The following is a 19828-nucleotide window of genomic DNA, read 5'->3' on the forward strand; positions in this document are numbered from 1 at the left end:
ATTGATACACAAAGTTATAAGTCGGTTTATGTGCAAAATATCTATATTGGACATAAAAATAGTCGTAAGAGACTTTATGGAAACGTTAGATCAAGCAGTTCCCGGTGTGCTGAAAAGATTAGCCAGCGTATTGGGGACTCCATTAAAAAATACAAGATTAGACATACCGCCGCAGTTTGGTAGCGGATATTGCATGGGCTTTGTTTTTAATGAATACATCCGTATGCTTGTTAGCCATAATGAGCTTCATGACGATGTAATTGTCCAAAATCCTGATGTCGATCCTGCTAAGAGAATGATATTTTTCAAGTTTCAAAACATATTTTCAAAAGCAGAAACGTCATCAGCCCTCAAGTATACCGTGCCCTTGGTGTTAATAGGAACCAGTCGGATCAATACTGATGATATGATTTCCATCCATACCAATACGGCTACCATTAATATAGAAGTTGATGCAAATTATTTAAGCGGTTTGTTTACTTCCTCACAAGAATCATCAGTTTTGAAAGGCCTTTTGCAAAATAAACGCCCTCTTTTGTTCGAGCAGATCATGTATCCTTCTTTACAAAAAATTGTGGACGAAATTATAGCTGGACCAACCAATGAAACGTTTAAACTTTTCTTTTTAAGGGTGAAGGCTGAAGAACTGATTTGCAGGCTATTGATGGAACTGGAAAACCGCGATGAAAAGCAATTACATGCTTTAAACAATCATGATATACAATCTATTTACCGCATAAAAAAAGCAAATACTTGAACATTTGGAAACACCGCCGGTGATTAAAGAACTTGCACTCGCTGCGCATATGAGCCCAACTAAACTGAAGCGTTTATTTAAGCAAATTTTTGGCGACAGCATTTTTAGTTATTATCAGCAGTTTAGAATGCAGGAAGCTGCCCTTTTATTGATGGCGGAAAAGTTATCTGTATCAGCCGTTGGTTACCGGATGGGTTTTACAAACCTCAGCCATTTTTCCAGAATATTTAAAGCGCATATTGGCATGAACCCTAAACATTACGCATTAAAAGGATCAAACTAATATACAAGTTCAAAACTTCATTCTCCTTTGAGCTAATAGATATAAACAGTTAAAAAAGAACAAAATTCTGAATTCCACCCTTTGATCAGTTGAAACCCTGACGAAATTCAACTGGTGATAAATTGGTCTTCTTTTTGAAAAGTGTGCTAAAGGATTGCGCATGTTCAAAGCCTAGTGCGTATGCGATTTCGCTAACTGAAAGATTAGTGGTGGAAAGTTTTTCTTTTGCTTTTGCAATCAGTTTTTCATGAATATGCTGCTGTGTATTTTGCCCGGTATGAACCCGAAGCAGGTCACTCAGGTAGTTTGGCGACAGGTTCATCTGTCCGGCAATATATTGTACCGTGAGTAAATTGTTAATGTCGCTGTTAAAGTAATCATCTATCAATTTCTCAAACCTGGCCAAAAGGGCTAAATTATTATTTTTGCGGGTCAGAAATTGTCGCTCGTAAAAACGGTTGGAATATTTTAGAAGGCTCTCGATCTGCGTAAGAATGATGTCTTGGGTATGTTTATCAATATGCTGGCACTCCTGATCAATTTTATGGAGGATCGAGATCAGATCAGCTTCTTCCTCTGCCGACAGGTGTAATGCTTCATTAACTGCATAGTCGAAAAAGCCGTAATGATGAATGTTACCCGCCAGCGTATGCTGTAATAAAAAGTCTGGATGGAAGATCAGGAGATAACCAGACCCGCATTCCATATTCTGCAGGTCTAGTTGTTGCACCTGGTTGGGCGCGGTAAAACTCAATACGCCTTTATCATAATCATAATGCTGCTGCCCATACCTGATTTTACCCTTAGCTTCACGTTTAAGCGCGACACAATAAAAGCGGTTAACGAAACCCTTCCAGATTTCATCTTCTAAGAAAACACTTTCTGCCAGATTAATCACGCTCACCAGTGGGTGGCGGGGTTCCGGTAACGACAGTAAACGATGAAATTCTGATATGGAGTTAATGGCATTCATAAACAAAATTAATCAATTAAGCCCATACTAAACTCATCATAGGGGGCACCGGTATCTGTACCCAATGGTACTATGCTTTCCAGTTGTGAAAGATCCGCCGCCGTTAACTCAATGCTAGTTGCTGCTATGTTTTGTTCCAGATACTTTCTTCGTTTCGTTCCGGGAATTGGTAAAATCCCTTTGCTCATGATCCAGGCTAAAGCCAGCTGTGAAGAAGTGACGTTTTTTGCCTTCGCCATGTCTTCAATCGCTTTAACTAACTCGATGTTTTTATTAAACATTTCGCCCTGGAAACGTGGAATCGCTCTTCGAAAATCGTTTTCAGGCAGGTCGTCGATACTTTTGATCTGTCCCGATAAAAAACCGCGCCCCAGCGGTGAGTAAGCGACGAAGCCGATACCCAGTTCATTTAAGGTCGCTAATACCCCTCGTTCTTCCACTCTTCTTTCAAATAAAGAATACTCGCTTTGTACGGCGGTAACCGGATGCACGGCATGCGCCCGCCTAACCGTTTCAGACGATACTTCTGATAAACCGATATAGCCTATCTTACCTTCCTTAACCAGCTCCGCCATGGCTTCAACTGTTTCCTCAATCGGCGTATTTTTATCCAGGCGGTGCAGGTAATACAGGTCGATGTAGTCGGTATTCAGGTTCCTTAATGAACGCTCTAAAGATTTCTTTACATAATCCTTTTTACCGTTAATGGCCCAGGTTACTTTATTGTTGTCGTCGATTTCCCAACCAAATTTGGTGGCCAGAATATACTGGTCGCGTTTACCGCTGATAGCTTTAGCGATAAGCTGTTCGTTTTTTAGCGGTCCGTAAAGATCGGCAGTATCTAAAAAATTACCCCCCAGCTCCAGCGAATGGTGAATCGTCGCGATGGCTTCCTGCTCATCTGCAGGGCCGTACATGTGTCCTTCTTCAAAACCCGTCATGCCCATACACCCTAGTCCGATTATTGGGACCACCAAACCCTGGTTGCCCAATGCCATTTGTTTTATTTCCATAATCCAAAGATCAGCTGCCAAAATCTTGCAGATGTATGCAAATCCCTGAAGTTTGTAAGCAAATCAAGGAATGAATTTTTTAATGGTAAATTTGATTGGTTAGAAGGATAAACGTTTGCACTTTTCGCTGGTGATAAAATCCTGTTAATTTTGTATCACGATTAATACCAATCGTTTGCTAAAACAGTCTTATTTTTATCGCAAGATTAACTAACATGATGAATAAATATTGGCTTACGGTAGTGGCTTGTACTTTGGCCATTACAGCGGATGCTCAACAGAAAGCTTTGACTGTTAAAGATTACGAGAGAGCGGAAAGTTTTATGGGCTACAATACGGCAAAGTACATCGATCATGCCAACACGCAACCAAACTGGCTCGAGGGCGATAAATTTTGGTACAGCACTAAAAGCAATGATACAGAACAAACTTTTCTGGTTGATCCGGTAAAGAATACAAAAACTTTAACTACCGATTACAAAGGTGGTGCAGCAGCATCACGCCGTGGGGCCAGCCGGAATGAAGTTGTTTCTCCGGATGGGAAAAAAGCCATTTTAATTCAGGATTACAACCTTTTTGTTAAAGAGTTAGCCACCGGAAAATTAACTCAGTTAACTACTGATGGCATTAAAGATTATGGTTACGCAACCGATAATGCAGGTTGGAAACATAGCGATGCGCCAATTTTGCGCTGGTCACCTGATTCGAAAAAAATTGCCACTTTTCAGCAAGATCAGCGGAATTCGAAAGATATGTATCTTGTAACAACCAATGTTGGAGCACCAACATTAAAAGCCTGGAAATATCCCTTGCCTGGCGATAAACAAATTGCAACGATCAGAAGGGTGATCATTGATGTAGAAAATCCAAAAATAATTTCACTTAATATTCCTGCAGATCCACATCGGGCCACCTTAAGCGATGATATCTCGAGCAGTGGCACTTTTGATGATATTGACTGGAAAGCTGATGGTACTGAAGTGGCATTTGTGTCTACTTCCCGTGATCATAAAAATGAAAAGTTCCGCATAGCCAATGCCACAACAGGTGCCGTTCGTGAAGTTTTCGAAGAAACCGTAAAAACACAGTACGAATCTGGTCAGGGTGCCATCAACTGGCGCTATCTTCCTGCCTCAAAAGAAATTATCTGGTATTCGGAAAGGGATAACTGGGGACACCTGTATTTATACGATTCGACTAACGGAAAATTGAAAAACCAGATTACAAAAGGTAATTTTGTAGTTACGCGTTTAATTAAGGTTGACGAAAAGACACGTACACTTTATTTCTTTGCCAATGGCAGAGAAAAAGGCAATCCTTATTTCAGTTACCTGTATAAAATTGGTTTCGATGGGAAGAATTTGACGCTTCTAACCCCGGAAGTTGGCAATCATCAGGTTGTATTTTCGCCATCTTTCCAATATTTTGTAGATAGTTACTCGCAGCCTGATGTTCCTGCCGTTACCGTTTTAAGAAGTATCAAAGGTAAACTGATCAATACGTTGGAAAAAACAGATGTATCCAGGTTAACCGCTACAGGCTGGAAAGCACCCACACCGGTTTCGGTAAAAGCCAAAGATGGTAAGACCGATATTTACGGCCTGGTTTTTACGCCAACAAAAATGGATGCCAATCAAAAATATCCGGTTATCGATTATATTTATCCGGGTCCGCAGGGCGGTAGTGTAGGCAGTTGGGCCTTCATTGCCTCGCGTGGCGATCACCAGGCTTTGGCCGAGCTGGGCTTTATTGTGGTGGTGATTGAAGGGACCAGTAATCCTGACCGCTCTAAAAGTTTCCATGATATGAGCTATGGCAATATGGCTGAGAATACGCTGCCTGATCAGATTGCAGCCATCAGACAACTTTCGGTAAAATATCCCATTGATACCAACAAGGTAGGCATCTGGGGACATTCGGGCGGAGGGTTTGCCACTGCCGCCGCGATGTTCCGATACCCTGATTTTTTCAAAGTAGGCATTTCCGAATCGGGTAATCACGACAATAGGAACTATGAGGACGATTGGGGCGAACGTTACAATGGTTTAGTAGAAAATTCGGATTATGAAGCACAGGCTAACCAAAATTATGCTAAAAATTTAAAAGGAAAACTGATGTTGGTGCATGGTATGATGGATGATAATGTGCCGCCATACAATACACTTTTAGTTGCGGAAGCCTTGGAAAAAGCGAATAAATCTTTTGATCTTGTTATTTTTCCGAATAGTGCACATGGTTACGGCGCCTACTCGCCTTATATGATGCGGCGCCGCTGGGATTATTTTGTTCAACATCTTTTGGGGGCAGAGCCACCTAAAGATTACCAGATGAAGGGATCATTGGTAAGATAATTTTTTAGCGGCTGTGTTGTTTTTAGTAAGAACACAGCCGCTGATTTCAAGTGATTATATAGATCCGCCTTCGATCAATATAGATTCATCAATAATGGTTTGTGCAAAAGAGCTTCCGGCAATACATCTCATCATTCTGCCAAAGGCCAGTTTGCCCAGTTTAAAGCCACTGGTTTCTGCATAGGTAATTTCAGGATAAAAAAGTGAAGGGATCATTCCATCACTGATGCTGATTACTCCAAGATCGGCCGGCGCTTTTAGGCCCATCCGCTGGATGGCTTTCATTGCACCCACCAAAATCTCATCACTCATACAAAAAACAGCAAAACGTTTTTTCTCAAATCCGGGAATCATTGATAGGGCAGTTTGCTCTGCTTCTTCCGAATTGTTAGCATGTACAGCCTTAAATTCTACGTAACCTGAAATAATTTCGGTGAATTTTTGCAACCTTACCTGCGTAATCGACATATTTTTATCACCAAAAATAGCCAGGACATTTGTAATTCCCTTTTTTAATATTTCATTCGCCGCAATGGTTGCCGCATGTGCATCTCCAACGCAGATTTTGTTACAGGATTCGTATTTTGGTACCTTGTCAAAAAAAACAACCGGAATCCCCTGTAAATCCAATTTCAGGAAAGGTGCTATTTCTTTTGTTCCGGAAGTTATGGCAATAAATATTCCCGAAACCCTTTTGTGTCTGCAGCTTTTTAAGATCTCCTGTTCAATCACCGGATCGTTAGCCGAACGGTAGATAATTACGGTATAACCATCAATGCGTGCATCTTCTTCAATTGCACTGATAAATGAATGGTAAAAAAAGTTTGATAAACTTGGTACAATAACGGCAAACTCCTTGCTGCTATGTGTACGAAGGTTAACTGCATAGGGATTGGGATCGTACTCCAGCAATGTGGCTAACTCATTTATCTTTTTTTTGGTTTCCTCTGAAATGTCTGGATGGTTTTTCAGTGCCCTGGAAACTGTTGATATACTTACGTTTAACCTTTCTGCAATTTTTTTTAAAGTTGCGTTTTGTTTCATGGTTTAATATTTGGTTACCCAAATATAAGTTTTCCACAACAAACATTTTCGCAAATGTTTCCGCAAACGTTTGCGGTCGTAATTATTTAGTTTGTATGGTTTTAAATCTTTTATAAACCTATCTTCATATCATTAAACAGATGAAGCATGTAGGACTAAATTTTCAGCATTGCCAATTCGCAATTACATTAACCAAATATTAAACTAAAGCACAACATGTAAGTGGCCCGTTCATTTGGGAACTGCCCTGTTGTTATCGAAAAATATGAGATCCCTGAAACCATTTGTCATTTTAAGTCTTCTTTGCTATTTCAGTGCGGGCTATACGCAGCCTGTTTCTAAGAATAATGTATACAGCGAAACGAACAAGCCGGCCTGGTGGAAGGAGGCCGTAGTTTATCAGATTTATCCACGGAGTTTTAAAGACAGCGATGGAGATGGTGTGGGTGATTTACGTGGGATTATTTCAAAACTGGATTATTTAAAAAGTCTTGGGATTGATGTGGTATGGCTTAACCCGATATTTGCTTCGCCAAATGATGATAATGGCTATGATATTAGTGATTACCGTAGTATCATGAAAGAATTTGGCACTATGCAGGATTTTGATGAATTGCTTAGTGGTCTTCATGAAAGAAAGATCAAGCTGGTGCTTGATATGGTACTAAACCATAGTAGTGATGAACATGAATGGTTTAAACAGGCCAGGTCTTCGCGCAATAGTCCTTACCGTAATTATTATCACTGGTGGCCGGCAGAAAAAGGAAAACCCACACCCCGTTACAGCTTTTTTGATGTAAATAATGATGCCTGGAAATACGAGCCTTTAACCAAATCTTATTATCTCCATTACTTTTCGCAAAAACAGCCCGATTTAAATTGGGAAAATGAAAAACTCCGCCGAGAAGTATATGATATCATGAAGTTTTGGCTTGATAAAGGGATTGATGGTTTAAGGATGGACGCATTCCAATATGTTTCGAAAGATACCACCTGGAAAAAATATCCCGAAGGCTACGAAAAAAACATCATTAAATATTATGGAATGGGACCACACCTCCATCAATATTTAAAGGAAATGAACCGCACCGTGTTAAGTAAGTACAATGTTATGACGGTTGCGGAAGGTGCGGGAAGTACCTTAGCCGATGCACATTCGCTGGTTGATGCAGACCGGCAGGAGTTAAATATGGCTTACCATTTTGAGATCATGGATATCGGGAACGATCCCAAAGGTTATAAACTGCCGGATCTGAAAAGGACATTTACCAAATGGGACCATTCGTTTGCGAATGAAGGCTGGCTCGCCATATTTCTGGGTAACCATGATGTTCCCCGCATGGTGAGCAAATATGGGAATGACAGCAAAGCATTTAAAACGGCATCTTCTAAACTATTAACCACACTGATTATGACCATGCGTGGTACGCCCTATTATTTTAATGGAGATGAATTAGGTATGACCAACATCAGGTTTGACAAGATTGAAGATTATCGCGATATCGCAACCATAAACGCTTACAAAAATGCAAAAGCCAAAAACGAGGATCTGCCGGCTTTTATGGATAAACAGAAATTCATTTCGAGGGACAATACACGCACCCCATTTCAGTGGGATACAACATTAAATGCAGGTTTTACCACCGGAACACCATGGATTAAAGTAAACCAAAATTATAAAGAAGTAAATGTTGCTGATGAGGAAAAAAATCCGGCAAGTGAGCTTACTTATTTTAAAAAGATAGTGGCCTTGCGTAAAGCATTCCCGGTATTGGTTTATGGCAGTTACCAGGTTTTCGATCTTAAAAATCCCAGTATCTACTGTTATACACGCAGCCTGTGTAAGGAAAAAGTTTTGGTTGTGTTAAATTTTTCTAAACTCGAAGTCACCTATCAGCTGGATAAAGGTATCAATACGCTTTCTGCAAAACAACTCATCAACAACTACAGCGGAACAGTGGGCATTGCAAATAATAAATTAAATCTGAAGCCTTGGCAGGCTATTGTTTATCAACTTAAAAGGTCCTGATATGATAATTGCACAAGCAGAAAAACACAAGGGTATCTCATCGGCAGTGAAACTGAGTTTCAGTTCAATCATAGCCATGAACCTGGGTTTTTTCGGTATACAGTATAGTTTTGGTCTGCAACAAACCAACATGACTCCAATTTATTCCTATCTGGGGGCAAATGCAGATCAGATTCCACTGCTAAATCTCGCAGGACCAATGACCGGACTGATTATTCAGCCGATAGTAGGTGCCATGAGCGATAAAACGACAAGTAAATTTGGACGGCGAAGACCATATTTTTTAATTGGGGCCATTATATGCAGTATTTGTTTGTTTGCCATGCCCTACAGTAGTTCGATATGGATGGCTGCCGGAATTTTATGGATACTGGATGCGGGCAACAACATTACCATGGAGCCCTACCGTGCCTTTGTTAGTGATAAGCTCCCGTCAGAGCAGCACGCACTCGGTTTTTTAACACAAAGTTTTTTTACCGGCCTGGGTATTACGCTTGCTAATCTTACTCCGGGTATTTTAATTGCTGCAGGTTTAATAGGCATACATTCTCGCAGTGGCAACAACATTCCGTATACCACTTACGCGGCATTTTTTATCGGTGGGCTGGTATCCATCGGCTCTATCATGTACAGTTGTTTTACCACAAAGGAAACCCCGTTAAGCCCTGAAGAAATTAAAAAGGTTAAAGCAATGCCGCGGGGTGTTGTCAATATTTTTAAAGATATTATCGAGGCCTTTAAGGTAATGCCTGCAACAATGAAAAAACTTGGCCTGGTTTATCTTTTTAACTGGTATGGCATGTTTGTGTACTGGCAGTTTGTAACCCTTTGTTTGGCAAAAACCATTTATAATACCAGTAATGCAGCAGCTGATGGTTTTGCTTCGGCCCAGCTTTTAACCGGGACCGTAAATGGCGGCTATAATGTGGTTACCTTCATTGTTGCTTTTCCACTTGCTTATTTCGCCAGGAAAATAACAGCGAAGAAAGTTCACCTCACCAGTTTATTAACAGGAGGTGTTTGTTTGGCTTGTTTGCCGCTAATCCACACTAAAGCTTTGTTGTTGATACCCATTATTGGTTTGGGCATTGCCTGGGCGAGCATGATGGGTACACCTTATGCCATGCTTGCCGGTAGTATACCGAAAGCAAAAACCGGCATTTTTATGGGTATTCTCAACATGTTTATTGTGCTGCCCATGCTTTTAGAAACCATCACTTTTAAATATGTATACCGGTATTTTTTAGGCCATAAGCCCGAAAATGCTATACTGTTTGCCGGTGGATTGATTATAGCAGCAGGCATAATGGTTTCACTGATCAGCAAGCGTGATATAGGAGGTAATCCCAATGGTTAATCAAAACGGATATGAGCAGGCACTAAAACTGATGGACCGGGCATCAACACCTTCCGGTTTTGTGGCTGCAGTAGAGGAACATGACAATTATAAACGGGTTTGGACGAGGGATGGAGTAATTACAAGCATAGCGGCTTTGTTAAGCGGTAACAAAGCACTTATAGGTACTGCCAAATCAACTATCGAAACCATTTTTAACCACCAGCACGAAAGCGGTTTTATGCCTTCCAACGTTTCGCCCAGCGATGGATCGGTAAGTTTTGGAGGCACATCAGGCCGGGCCGATAACCCATCTTGGGCAGTGATTGGCTTATCGGCCTATACTATTTTAACAGGCGACAATTCGCTCTGGGAAAAATATGTACATCAAATCGGGCGATGCTTTAGTGTAATGGATGCCTGGGAATTTAATGGTAAACATTTAATTTATGTTCCGCAGAGTGGAGATTGGGCAGATGAATATATTCAGCATGGGTATGTTCTTTTCGATCAGCTTTTGCGGTTTTGGGCATTAAGACTGGCATCAACCTTAACAGGGAATGAGAGTTGGAGCGAAAAAGCGCTGAACATCAGCAATGCGATACAATTAAATTATTGGAAAAGCGAATCGCAAAAGCAGCTTTATTCGCCTCATCTTATCCATCAGTTAGAGGCAGTTTCTCCGCATTTTTGGTTAATGGGCTTTAATCCGGCCAGGGTTTATCATTATTTTGATCTGCAGGCCAATACCTTTTGTCTACTGCTTGGTATAGGCAACAGAGAACAAACCAGCAATACCATAGCCTACCTAAAAATGCTGTACAACGATAACCAGGATTTGATTCCTTCTTTTCATCCAACAATTGAATGTAGTGACGCAGATATGCAGGAACTGAAAGATAACTATGCCTACTCGTTCCGCAACAAACCCGGTTATTTTCATAACGGTGGCCTATGGCCAGTTTGGAACGGCTGGCTTGCGGCTTCATTAAATCATCACCAGGAGTATGACATGGCGCTTAAAATTACTGCTGATATCCATCGTGCCAACAGCAGCGGCGATTTATTTAATGAGTGCCTTAACGGTATCAATCAATCGCCCTGTGGCATCCCTAATTGTACATGGAGTGCTGCGGGAGCTGTAATTGCTGAGCAAGCGATTAAAAATGATGCATTTACTAAACTCTTTACATTTAAATTCTAAGACCTGTGAAAAATATAGCAAAAGTTTTAGTAGTAGGAGAACTCCTTGCTGACATCATATCAGAGGGCAATATAGAATCTCTTGCATCGCCATCACGTTTTCTGGTCAGCCAGGGCGGAAGCTCAGCCAACTTATGTGCTAATTTAAAATGGTTAGGTGTTGATGCTGAACTTATTGCTACGGTAGGTAACGATAATCTGGGTACTTATCTCATTCGTGAATTAAAATCTGTTGGGATAGCTGATACCTATATAAGCCGTACTTCTGACGAAAAAACCAGCATTGTATTGGTGGGTAAAAACTCTGGAACACCCGATTTTATCGCTTACCGAAGTGCCGATATGATCATTAAAAGGATGGATGAAAACATCATTGCGGCCTGCGGTATCCTGCATACTACTGCTTTCGCATTGAGCAAAGAACCGGCACGGAGCAATATTCTACATGCTTTCGAAAAGGCCCATCAACTAGGTAAATATTTATCGGTTGACTGGAATTATGCGCCATCCATATGGAATGGGGATGATGGACAAGATATATTCAGAATGCTAAGCAGGCTTAATATACTACTAAAAATAAGTACGGATGATCTGGAACGTTTTACCGGTCTGCAACTGGATACGGAACAGGCCATGCAATGGTTAAATCATTTTAATGCAAAAGTGATATGCCTTACCTGCGGTAAAGATGGTGTTTGGTTTAAGTTACAAAACCATCAATGGCAATACAAACCGGCACTCCAGGTTGAATCGGTAATTGGCGTAACCGGCGCCGGAGATGCCTTTTGGGCTGGTTTCCTTACTTATTTTATACAGGGTAAATCCATTGAGGAAAGTATGGACAATGCATTATTAATTGCCAGGCAAAAAATAGAAAAACCCCATCCGCTTTATAAATAATCAACTAACCAAATCTAAAACAGAAATGATGAAATATATACCACCCTGATCTTAAAAGTTTACCCATTAAATGCACCTATTTTCTAACCAATTATTAAATCCATTATGAACATGACTTTACCAGGCAATTGGTCTGTTTTATCGCTAAAACAGAAATTGTATTCATTAAAGAAATTTTTAGGCTTAAATCTCCTGATGCTCATGTTAAGCACAGCAGCTTTTGCCCAGATTACTGTAAAAGGTATAATATATGATAGTGATAAAACGCCGTTAGCGGGCGCAACTATACAGGTAACCGGGACTAATACCAGAACTCAAAGCGATGTGGAGGGAAAATATCAGATTACCGCTCCCACCGGAACATCCCGGTTAACCGTAAGTTTTGTGGGCTATGAATCACAAACAGTAAATATCAATAATCAAACCTTGCTCAATATCACCTTAAGTTCGCTGAATAATTTAGAGGCGGTTGTGGTTGTTGGCTATGCATCCGTAAGAAAAAATGACCTGACGGGAGCGGCGACAACGGTATCGGCCAAAGATTTTAACAAGGGCCCGTTAAATGCCCCCGATCAGTTAATACAGGGCAAGGTTGCAGGCGTGCAGATGATCAACAACAGTGGTCAGCCAGGTGGTGCATCTACTGTTCGCATCAGGGGTAACTCTGCCATTACCGGAACCGGACAGCCCCTTTATGTGGTGGATGGGGTAGCGCTTGATGGACGATCGGCGAGGCCATCTGCCAGCGCCGGTATCGGAACAGCCCCTGATGGAAACCCTTTAAACTTTATCAATCCGGCAGATATCGAATCGATGGAGATTTTGAAAGATGCATCAGCTACGGCAATTTATGGCTCGCGTGCTGCTTATGGTGTGGTGTTGATTACCACTAAAAGAGGAAAATCGGGAGAAACTAAAATTGATGTCAGTGCCTCGGCAGGTATAAGCAATATTGCCAGAAAAGTAGAGGTATTAACCGGCGATGAGTACCGTGCAGCATTATCGAAATATAACCTGAATACCGGTAATTTTGGCACCAGTGTTGACGCATTAGACGCCATTACCCGTACTGCTTATAACCAAAATTATTCGGTTGGTATCAGCGGTGGCACCAATGGTAATACTTTCCGTGCCTCGTTGGGTTATCAGGACCAGCAGGGGATTATCAAAACGACCGATTTTAAAAAATATAGTGTCGGGTTCAACGGCAATTTTAAATTCCTGGAGAGCAAAAAACTGGGTTTGGATGTGAATATGATCAGTAATCAGTATCTCGAAAGTGTAGCGCCGATTACCACCGATGCCGGTTTTACAGGGAGTTTGATTTCGCAGGCACTATCCTGGAACCCTACCCAATCTTTTTACAATCCCGATGGCAGTTTATTTATAGATTACGGTTCTACCACGATTAATCCGTTGGCTGCTTTAGCCGCAAACAGCGATAAATCGAAAGTTTCTACCATTTTGGGAAGTGTTTCACCCTATTACAAAATCACACCCTGGCTGGAGTATCGCATGCTGGCCAGTGTAAATTATAGCACAGGGATCAGAAGGGCTTCTACCAGGAGTACTTTAAACCTGCAGGGTATACAGCCATCAGGAACTTTCCTTGGCGGTTATGCGAGCTATTCCAACAATGAATTGATTACGCAACAGTTTACTAACACCTTAAATTTCAATAAGGAAATTGTTAGTAAATTGAATCTGAATGCCATTTTAGGTTACGAATATTCTAACTTTATTAATAAAGGTGCAACCAATACGGCGACTGGATTTGGTGATATAGCTGCTGATTATACTGATGCTTTTCAGACCACAGCCCCGGCTAACCGTACATTTTCTACTTTCAACAATCCTACCACACAATTACAGTCGTATTTTGCAAGGGCAATTTTTAATTATGATAACAGGTATATTTTAACGGCTACATTTAGGGCCGATGGTTCTACCAAATTCGGTAAATCAAACCGTTATGGTTATTTCCCTTCTTTTGCAGCTGCCTGGGATATCAGAAAAGAAAGTTTTATGTCTGATGTTCGATGGCTGGATCTTTTAAAATTCCGCGTTGGTTATGGTAAAACCGGTAATCAGGATTTCCCTTCAGGTTCTGCTCAGCTCCGTTACGATTTCGGAAATGCAAATGGTTCGCCAATTTTAACACCGATCAACAATGAAAATGCCGATTTAAAATGGCAGTCAGACAAACAGGCCAATGTGGGGATCGATTTTGGTTTGTTTAAAAACAGGTTAACCGGATCAGTCGATTATTTCAATAAAACAACAAAAGATCTACTGTTCCCACAAATTGCATTTTCTCCGGCAGTTGGGGGCAATGTTCCTACATGGGTAAATTTACCGGGCCAGATCATCAATAAAGGACTGGAGCTGACCTTAAATGGTACCATTATCGATGAGGATAACCTAACCTGGTCTTTAGGAGGTAATGCTACTTTTATAAACAATAAAGTGCAGAATATTAATGGCATTATCAAAACAGGCTCTTTAAATGGGCAGGGGTTGAGTGGTGTAACCACCGAGGTGATCCAAAACGGGTTACCGCTTTTTGCCATGGTCACCCGCCAATATAATGGTTTGGATGCCAGTGGATTTTCGAAATATACAGACGATGGTTTTACCGCTTATTATGTAGGTAATCCCAATCCGAAAGTGATTTTGGGTTTAAGTACAAATTTAAGGTACAAGAAGTTCTCGCTAACAGCAAACTTTAACGGTGCGTTTGGTCAGGATATTTATAACAACACCGCAAACTCGGTGCTGGCCATATCCAACCTGGGTGCCCAGCGCAATATCTCTGCAGCTTTGATCAATTCGCCCATACAAGAGTCGCTTGCCAATCCGATCGCTGCTTCATCAAGATATATCGAAAAAGGTGATTACCTAAAACTGGCCAATGCCACACTGAACTATAACATTGGCAACATTGGTAAATCGATAAAGTCGCTTAATGTTTATGTGAATGGCCAAAACCTATTTGTAATTACAAAATATACCGGTTTCGATCCGGAGGTGAATGTAAACAAAAGTGTAAGCGGGGTTCCATCAGCGGGTATAGATTATACAGCTTATCCAACGGCAAGAACCTTCAATTTTGGTGTTAATTTTTCTCTTTAATCTTTTAACTATAATCACATGAAAAATAAATATATTTTCACTTTCGCTATGGTTGCCTTAGGTTTTTCTGGCTGTACCAAGCTGGATGAAAACCTGAATGGCCAGGTTGGTAGTGGCGCAGTATCATCCAATAATGTTGCAGGAGTATTAGGGGCCACTTATGCCGCCATGATTGGCCCTTACCAGGCACCCTGGAATTGGGCTGCGTTGCAGGAAGTAACCTCCGATGAAATTATAGTGCCTACGCGTGCAGGCGATTGGGATGATAATGGTGCCTGGCGGGCGCTGCATTTGCATAAATGGGCACCTGATCATACCCGTATTTCGGATGTGTTCAGGGATTTAAACAGCATTTCTTACGTAGCCACCAGTGTTTTAAATGCCAATCCGAATGCTGTTCAGGCCGCACAGGCACGTTTCCTACGTGCATTTGCCCAGTTTTCAATTTTGGATGGCTGGGGGCAGGTTCCATACCGTGATCCGGGAGAAGGTGTAACCAAACCATCCCGTGTTCGGAATGCCGCTGACGAAATTGCCTACTTAATCAGCGAATTAAATGCTATTATCCCCGATTTACCGGTTGGTCCTGCGAATATGGCCAATAAAAATGCAGCCAGGACTTTGTTAATGAAAATTTACCTTAACAAAGGTGCTTTTTTAAACCGTAGCACACCAACTTTTGATGCTGCTGATATGGCGAAGGTAATTTCACTCGCTGATGAAATAGCAGCAGGCGGTTATGTGCTTACCCCAAACTATTTCGATAATTTTGCGCCAACAAACGATGTGCTTTCAACCGAAAATATTTTTACCGCACAAAATTTAGGGGGGGTAAGTGGGAGCGATTTAGATGGGCAATGGAAATGTACTACACACTATAACCAGGATCCAAGTGGGTATAACGGTTTTTCAACCTTATCAGACTTTTACAATAAATTTGAAGCTGCCGATAAGAGAAGAGGCGGATCTTATGCCGGGCAAACCAACGTTGCCGGTATAAGGGTTGGCTTTTTGGTTGGTCAACAGGTAAACCAAAACGGAGTAGCCTTAAAAGACAGAAAAGGTAATCCTTTAGCCTTTACACCAGAAGTATCAATTATTGAACGTGATCCGAACCATCTGGAAGTCGCAGGCATTAGGGTAATCAAATACCCGATAGACTATGCGAATGCAGGTTCAAGAAAACCCGATAATGATTGGGTTTACTTCCGTTACGCTGATGTATTATTGATGAAAGCCGAAGCACAATTAAGGGCGTCGCAAACAGCAGCTGCGCTAACCATTGTAAATTCGATCAGGACAATGAGGGGTGCTTCGATTTTACCAGGCCTCACATTGGATATCCTGCTGGATGAACGCGGCCGTGAGCTGTATTGGGAAAGTTTTAGGAGGCAAGACTTAATCCGTTTTGGGAAATTTCTCGCCGCATGGCAGGAAAAACCTGCAAGCGAAGCTAAATATCTGCTTTTCCCTATCCCGGATAATCAATTGGGTAATCCTAATCTGATACAAAATCCCGGGTATTAAAATTTAACACTCTTTTAATAGAGGCTGCAACCATTAACCGATTTTTTCTGTCTGTTTGGTTCAGCCTCTGTTTTTTAGATAATAGCTGTTTTCTGTTAAGCATTATAAGGAGAACCTATCATTTGAATTATTTCCCCATCAGCTTTAACAGTACACCGTTTGTCCAGCCAAATCCATCCTGTAGCGGATATTCTCCGCCACCGCCTTTGCTATTCGGTTGTACCACATTATATTTCTCCATCAATTTCCCGGTTTCTTTAAATACCGAAATATTAAGGTTTATCCACCTGGTACTAATCGTATCGGCCAATTTATGGTATCCATAATTGCGCAATCCCACAATGCTGATATATTGCAGTGGTGCCCATGCATTAGGTGCATCCCATTGCTCTTTCGTAGTGGTCAATGTCGTAATTAGCCCACCTTTTTTAAGAAAGTTTCTTGCCAGTTTTTCTTTCACAGCTTTGGCCTGCAATGGTGTTGCCAATTTAAAATACAGCGGAAATGCTGCTGCAAGCGTGAGCTGATTAGAAAATGATCGGTTTTTCCAGTTATAATCGGTAAAAAAGCCTTGTTTTTTGTTCCAGAAATATTTCATGATAGCGGTTTTGCGCAGCCTGGCTTTTTGGTTAAATGAAGCAGCTCTTATTTTGTTACCAGCTTCGTTGTTTGCCATAGCAATAGCCATTTCAAGATTATACAATAAAGTATTTAAATCAACGGGAAGCAGATCAGTAGTGATAATCTGGTTATAACTTTTACCATCAGCAAACCACCTGCTGCTAAAATCCCAACCCGATTCTGCGGCTGCACGTACATTTTTTAAAAAGGTAGCTGGAACTTGTCTGGTGGATTTTGCGGCTTCAAAATCTTCCCTGTACGATTCTTCCCTGGGCTGATCACTGGTATCATAGTATCGGTTTAGAATAGTACCGTCAGGAAGCTTTACCAAATGGTTTATAGCTTTGCCATTCCCTAATTGGCTGGCGCCTTTCATCCAGAATTGATATTCTTTTTCAAGGACATCCTTATAATCTGCAAGTTTAACATTTTTATCGTGTTCGGCAAGCAACTGCACCATAGCCGCAAAAAATGGTGGCTGCGAACGTGTGAGGTAATAAGTACGGTTTCCATTGGGGATAAAGCCATATTTATTGATGAGATAAGCGAAATTATCAACCATATCTTTTATGGTTTTTGTTCTGCCGGCTTTTTGCAGCCCAAGCATGGTAAAGTAGGAATCCCAATAATAAATTTCCCTGAACCGGCCACCGGGAACAATATAGGGTTTCGGCAAGAGCAATAGTGATGTTTGATAAGTAGAAGCTGTATCAGGATCCCTTTGTAAAACCGTCCACAAGGTGTCCAGATGTTTTTCAATGCCTGCCTTGATATCAGATTGGTAAGCTGCATGATGACTTTCCGGAATATAAAAATATTCATTCACAAAGGTCTTCAAATCAAAATTTTGTTTGTTTTTTAAAATATTATAGACCTTCATAATTTCTGATGGGTTCTTTTTGGGAATGGCGTCTACAAATGATTTACTATCGGGATAAATTCTTGCCATTTGAACTTGCTCAAATAAATCCGGATAAGTTTGCCTTGGGCTTAGTTCGTTTTGTGCAAATAACCGACTGGAAATAAATAATAAGCAGGTTAACAGCATCATTTTAATCATTGGCATATTTTGACTCCTCATATTACTGTTTTATTAAATGTAGTTAATAATCGTCTTTCTATGGTAACAAAGTAAAAAGAAATCTGACGGCTTTATTGGGCAAAACAAAGATTCGCATATCTTCGTTTTGATTGTAAACAACTTCCAATGGGAAAAACCAGAAACCAGCATAATATAATCATTACCGGTGCAACAGGAATGGTTGGCGAAGGCGTATTGATGCAATGTTTGAACAGTCTTGAAATTGATCATATTTTGGTCATCAACCGTAAGCCTTGCGGTTATGCACATCCCAAATTAAAGGAAATTATTCATGCTGATTTTTTTGATTTCTCTGCAATAGAAAATCAGTTGTCGGGCTATACTGCCTGTTTCTTTTGTTTAGGCATTAGTTCAATAGGCGTAGATCAGGAAACCTACTATAAAATGACTTATACGCTGACCATGCATGTTGCACAAACATTAAGTAAGCTCAATAGCGATATGACTTTTTGTTATGTTTCTGGTGGTGGAACGAACGAGCACGGCCGTTTGAAATGGGCGCAGGTAAAGGGCAAAACAGAAAAAGATTTAATGAAATTACCTTTCGAACAGGTATTTAACTTCCGTCCTGGCTTTATCAAGCCCTTACCAGCACAAAAATATGCACACCAATTCTATAAATACATCAACTGGTTATTTCCAATTGGCAGGGCGGTTTACCCCAATGGTTTTTGTACCGTGGCCGAGCTTGCGCAGGCGATGATCAATACTTTGAACCATCAGAATGAAAGACGGACTTTGGAAGGTAAAGACATCATTGCTTTAGCTAAAGAATAAGTCCAGGAACCGATGAAATAAGAATCTACAGTTATTCTCTATCTTTATTACAAGGTATGGCAACAACTGTTAAGTCAAATTTTACACTACCGAAACTTCCGTCGGCATAGGGCCATCTACATTATATTCTAACTGGCGGATATTATCTAGCAAATACTATGGATTAAAATCAGTAATAACAAGGGGATAATCTTGCCGGATTATCCCCTTTTTATTATTTCTTATTGTCGTATTTCCTCTGGTTGTCTTTGTTCGATGTCTGGTCTGACCGTTGTCCGCCACCATTTGTAATGCCCTGGATTTTTTTATCCGTTTTAACATCGTGGTTAGCGCGGTCGGCTATCGAACTGCCCTGAACTGTTGGATTGTTTTTTGGTGTCGCTGTATTTTTCATAACGCTAAGATTTAGTAAATAAATTGAAGAGCGATATGATAACAACCAATTTAAGATTCGATATGTTTTGATTTTTTTGAGCTAGTTTCTAATCCGTTAAGCAATATGCAGTTTTCAATCGCCGGTTTTCAGTTTTCAATAAACCAATAGTTTATAGTCGATCGTTTGGCGTTAGTTAACTAATTTGCTGTTTATAACTACCAATTAATATCAGGCCAAAGAGTACATTAACTACAAATAATGACCTGATTTTGAGCGATCGTCATCCTGAGGGATAATTTATTTTATAAAAATCAATATAGATGACGTAACTAATTACTTATGCCATACAGCCCAGTCTTGCCTCGGCTTACCGCCGCCGAATGGCTCTTACTTTTTGGCATCAA

At 40.8% G+C, this 19828-nt stretch carries 15 protein-coding genes; 10 read left to right on the forward strand and 5 right to left on the reverse strand.

All coding sequences use genetic code 11. From position 1 onward, the window contains the following. Nucleotide 1: 1 nt before the first annotated feature. The gene (locus tag QZ738_RS15725; protein WP_293788684.1) at nt 2–757 is read left to right on the forward strand and encodes a hypothetical protein; all 756 of its coding nucleotides are present in this window, start codon (nt 2–4) and stop codon (nt 755–757) included. A gap of 4 nt (nt 758–761) precedes the next feature. Beyond that, complete coding sequence (locus QZ738_RS15730) at nt 762–1040, forward strand: helix-turn-helix transcriptional regulator (RefSeq protein ID WP_293788685.1); 279 nt, start codon at nt 762–764, stop codon at nt 1038–1040. A gap of 85 nt (nt 1041–1125) precedes the next feature. Here QZ738_RS15730 and QZ738_RS15735 read toward each other — a convergent pair whose 3' ends face one another. Then, on the reverse strand, nt 1126–2013 hold the full coding sequence (locus tag QZ738_RS15735) for an AraC family transcriptional regulator (RefSeq protein WP_293788686.1): 888 nt from the start codon (nt 2011–2013) through the stop codon (nt 1126–1128). An 8-nt stretch (nt 2014–2021) separates the two neighbouring features. Then, complete coding sequence (locus QZ738_RS15740; RefSeq protein WP_293788687.1) at nt 2022–3026, reverse strand: aldo/keto reductase; 1005 nt, start codon at nt 3024–3026, stop codon at nt 2022–2024. Nucleotides 3027–3241: 215 nt separating this feature from the next. On the opposite strand from QZ738_RS15740, the gene QZ738_RS15745 reads away from it, so the two are divergent. Then, nucleotides 3242–5377, forward strand: a complete 2136-nt coding sequence (locus QZ738_RS15745) for a S9 family peptidase (protein WP_293788688.1) — start codon at nt 3242–3244, stop codon at nt 5375–5377. A gap of 54 nt (nt 5378–5431) precedes the next feature. Here QZ738_RS15745 and QZ738_RS15750 read toward each other — a convergent pair whose 3' ends face one another. Further along, nucleotides 5432–6421, reverse strand: a complete 990-nt coding sequence (locus tag QZ738_RS15750; protein WP_293788689.1) for a LacI family DNA-binding transcriptional regulator — start codon at nt 6419–6421, stop codon at nt 5432–5434. 265 nt (nt 6422–6686) lie between these two features. Here QZ738_RS15750 and QZ738_RS15755 point away from each other — a divergent pair, with 265 nt between their 5' ends. The 6 genes from QZ738_RS15755 to QZ738_RS15780 all read left to right on the forward strand — a co-directional run bounded on the left by QZ738_RS15755 (nt 6687) and on the right by QZ738_RS15780 (nt 16548). Beyond that, nucleotides 6687–8450 carry an alpha-glucosidase gene (locus tag QZ738_RS15755; protein ID WP_293788690.1) on the forward strand — a complete coding sequence of 588 codons (1764 nt, stop codon included), beginning with the start codon at nt 6687–6689 and terminating at the stop codon, nt 8448–8450. Between the two features lies 1 nt (nt 8451). Continuing rightward, nucleotides 8452–9807, forward strand: a complete 1356-nt coding sequence (locus QZ738_RS15760) for an MFS transporter (protein WP_293788691.1) — start codon at nt 8452–8454, stop codon at nt 9805–9807. Beyond that, nucleotides 9800–10990, forward strand: a complete 1191-nt coding sequence (locus tag QZ738_RS15765) for a hypothetical protein (RefSeq protein ID WP_293788692.1) — start codon at nt 9800–9802, stop codon at nt 10988–10990. Before QZ738_RS15760 ends, QZ738_RS15765 begins: the two co-directional genes overlap by 8 nt. A gap of 5 nt (nt 10991–10995) precedes the next feature. Beyond that, nucleotides 10996–11889: a carbohydrate kinase family protein gene (locus QZ738_RS15770; protein ID WP_293788693.1), complete on the forward strand. Its 894-nt coding sequence runs from the start codon at nt 10996–10998 to the stop codon at nt 11887–11889. Between the two features lie 105 nt (nt 11890–11994). Beyond that, entirely contained in the window at nt 11995–15021 is a 3027-nt protein-coding gene (locus QZ738_RS15775; RefSeq protein ID WP_293788694.1) for a SusC/RagA family TonB-linked outer membrane protein, read from the forward strand. 18 nt (nt 15022–15039) lie between these two features. Beyond that, nucleotides 15040–16548 carry a RagB/SusD family nutrient uptake outer membrane protein gene (locus tag QZ738_RS15780; protein WP_293788695.1) on the forward strand — a complete coding sequence of 503 codons (1509 nt, stop codon included), beginning with the start codon at nt 15040–15042 and terminating at the stop codon, nt 16546–16548. A gap of 127 nt (nt 16549–16675) precedes the next feature. Here the strand turns inward: QZ738_RS15780 and treF are convergent, their stop codons facing one another. Further along, the gene (treF, locus tag QZ738_RS15785) at nt 16676–18250 is read right to left on the reverse strand and encodes an alpha,alpha-trehalase TreF (RefSeq protein WP_293788696.1); all 1575 of its coding nucleotides are present in this window, start codon (nt 18248–18250) and stop codon (nt 16676–16678) included. Nucleotides 18251–18376: 126 nt separating this feature from the next. On the opposite strand from treF, the gene QZ738_RS15790 reads away from it, so the two are divergent. Next, on the forward strand, nt 18377–19048 hold the full coding sequence (locus QZ738_RS15790; protein ID WP_293788697.1) for an NAD-dependent epimerase/dehydratase family protein: 672 nt from the start codon (nt 18377–18379) through the stop codon (nt 19046–19048). A 214-nt stretch (nt 19049–19262) separates the two neighbouring features. Here the strand turns inward: QZ738_RS15790 and QZ738_RS15795 are convergent, their stop codons facing one another. Continuing rightward, nucleotides 19263–19442 (reverse strand): hypothetical protein, encoded by a 180-nt coding sequence (locus QZ738_RS15795; protein WP_293788698.1) that lies wholly within the window; start codon nt 19440–19442, stop codon nt 19263–19265. Nucleotides 19443–19828: the final 386 nt, after the last annotated feature.

This window comes from uncultured Pedobacter sp. (assembly GCF_913776295.1).
In the GTDB taxonomy this organism is placed as follows: Bacteria; Bacteroidota; Bacteroidia; order Sphingobacteriales; family Sphingobacteriaceae; genus Pedobacter.

Bases quoted from the DNA above. Each gene is read 5' to 3' on its own strand.
- QZ738_RS15735 (WP_293788686.1), bottom strand. From the start codon at position 2,013: ATGAATGCCATTAACTCCATATCAGAATTTCATCGTTTACTGTCGTTA.
- QZ738_RS15775 (WP_293788694.1), top strand. From the start codon at position 11,995: ATGAACATGACTTTACCAGGCAATTGGTCTGTTTTATCGCTAAAACAG.
- QZ738_RS15760 (WP_293788691.1), top strand. From the start codon at position 8,452: ATGATAATTGCACAAGCAGAAAAACACAAGGGTATCTCATCGGCAGTG.
- QZ738_RS15740 (WP_293788687.1), bottom strand. From the start codon at position 3,026: ATGGAAATAAAACAAATGGCATTGGGCAACCAGGGTTTGGTGGTCCCA.
- QZ738_RS15795 (WP_293788698.1), bottom strand. From the start codon at position 19,442: ATGAAAAATACAGCGACACCAAAAAACAATCCAACAGTTCAGGGCAGT.
- QZ738_RS15790 (WP_293788697.1), top strand. From the start codon at position 18,377: ATGGGAAAAACCAGAAACCAGCATAATATAATCATTACCGGTGCAACA.
- QZ738_RS15780 (WP_293788695.1), top strand. From the start codon at position 15,040: ATGAAAAATAAATATATTTTCACTTTCGCTATGGTTGCCTTAGGTTTT.
- QZ738_RS15745 (WP_293788688.1), top strand. From the start codon at position 3,242: ATGATGAATAAATATTGGCTTACGGTAGTGGCTTGTACTTTGGCCATT.
- QZ738_RS15765 (WP_293788692.1), top strand. From the start codon at position 9,800: ATGGTTAATCAAAACGGATATGAGCAGGCACTAAAACTGATGGACCGG.
- QZ738_RS15755 (WP_293788690.1), top strand. From the start codon at position 6,687: ATGAGATCCCTGAAACCATTTGTCATTTTAAGTCTTCTTTGCTATTTC.
- QZ738_RS15750 (WP_293788689.1), bottom strand. From the start codon at position 6,421: ATGAAACAAAACGCAACTTTAAAAAAAATTGCAGAAAGGTTAAACGTA.
- treF (WP_293788696.1), bottom strand. From the start codon at position 18,250: ATGAGGAGTCAAAATATGCCAATGATTAAAATGATGCTGTTAACCTGC.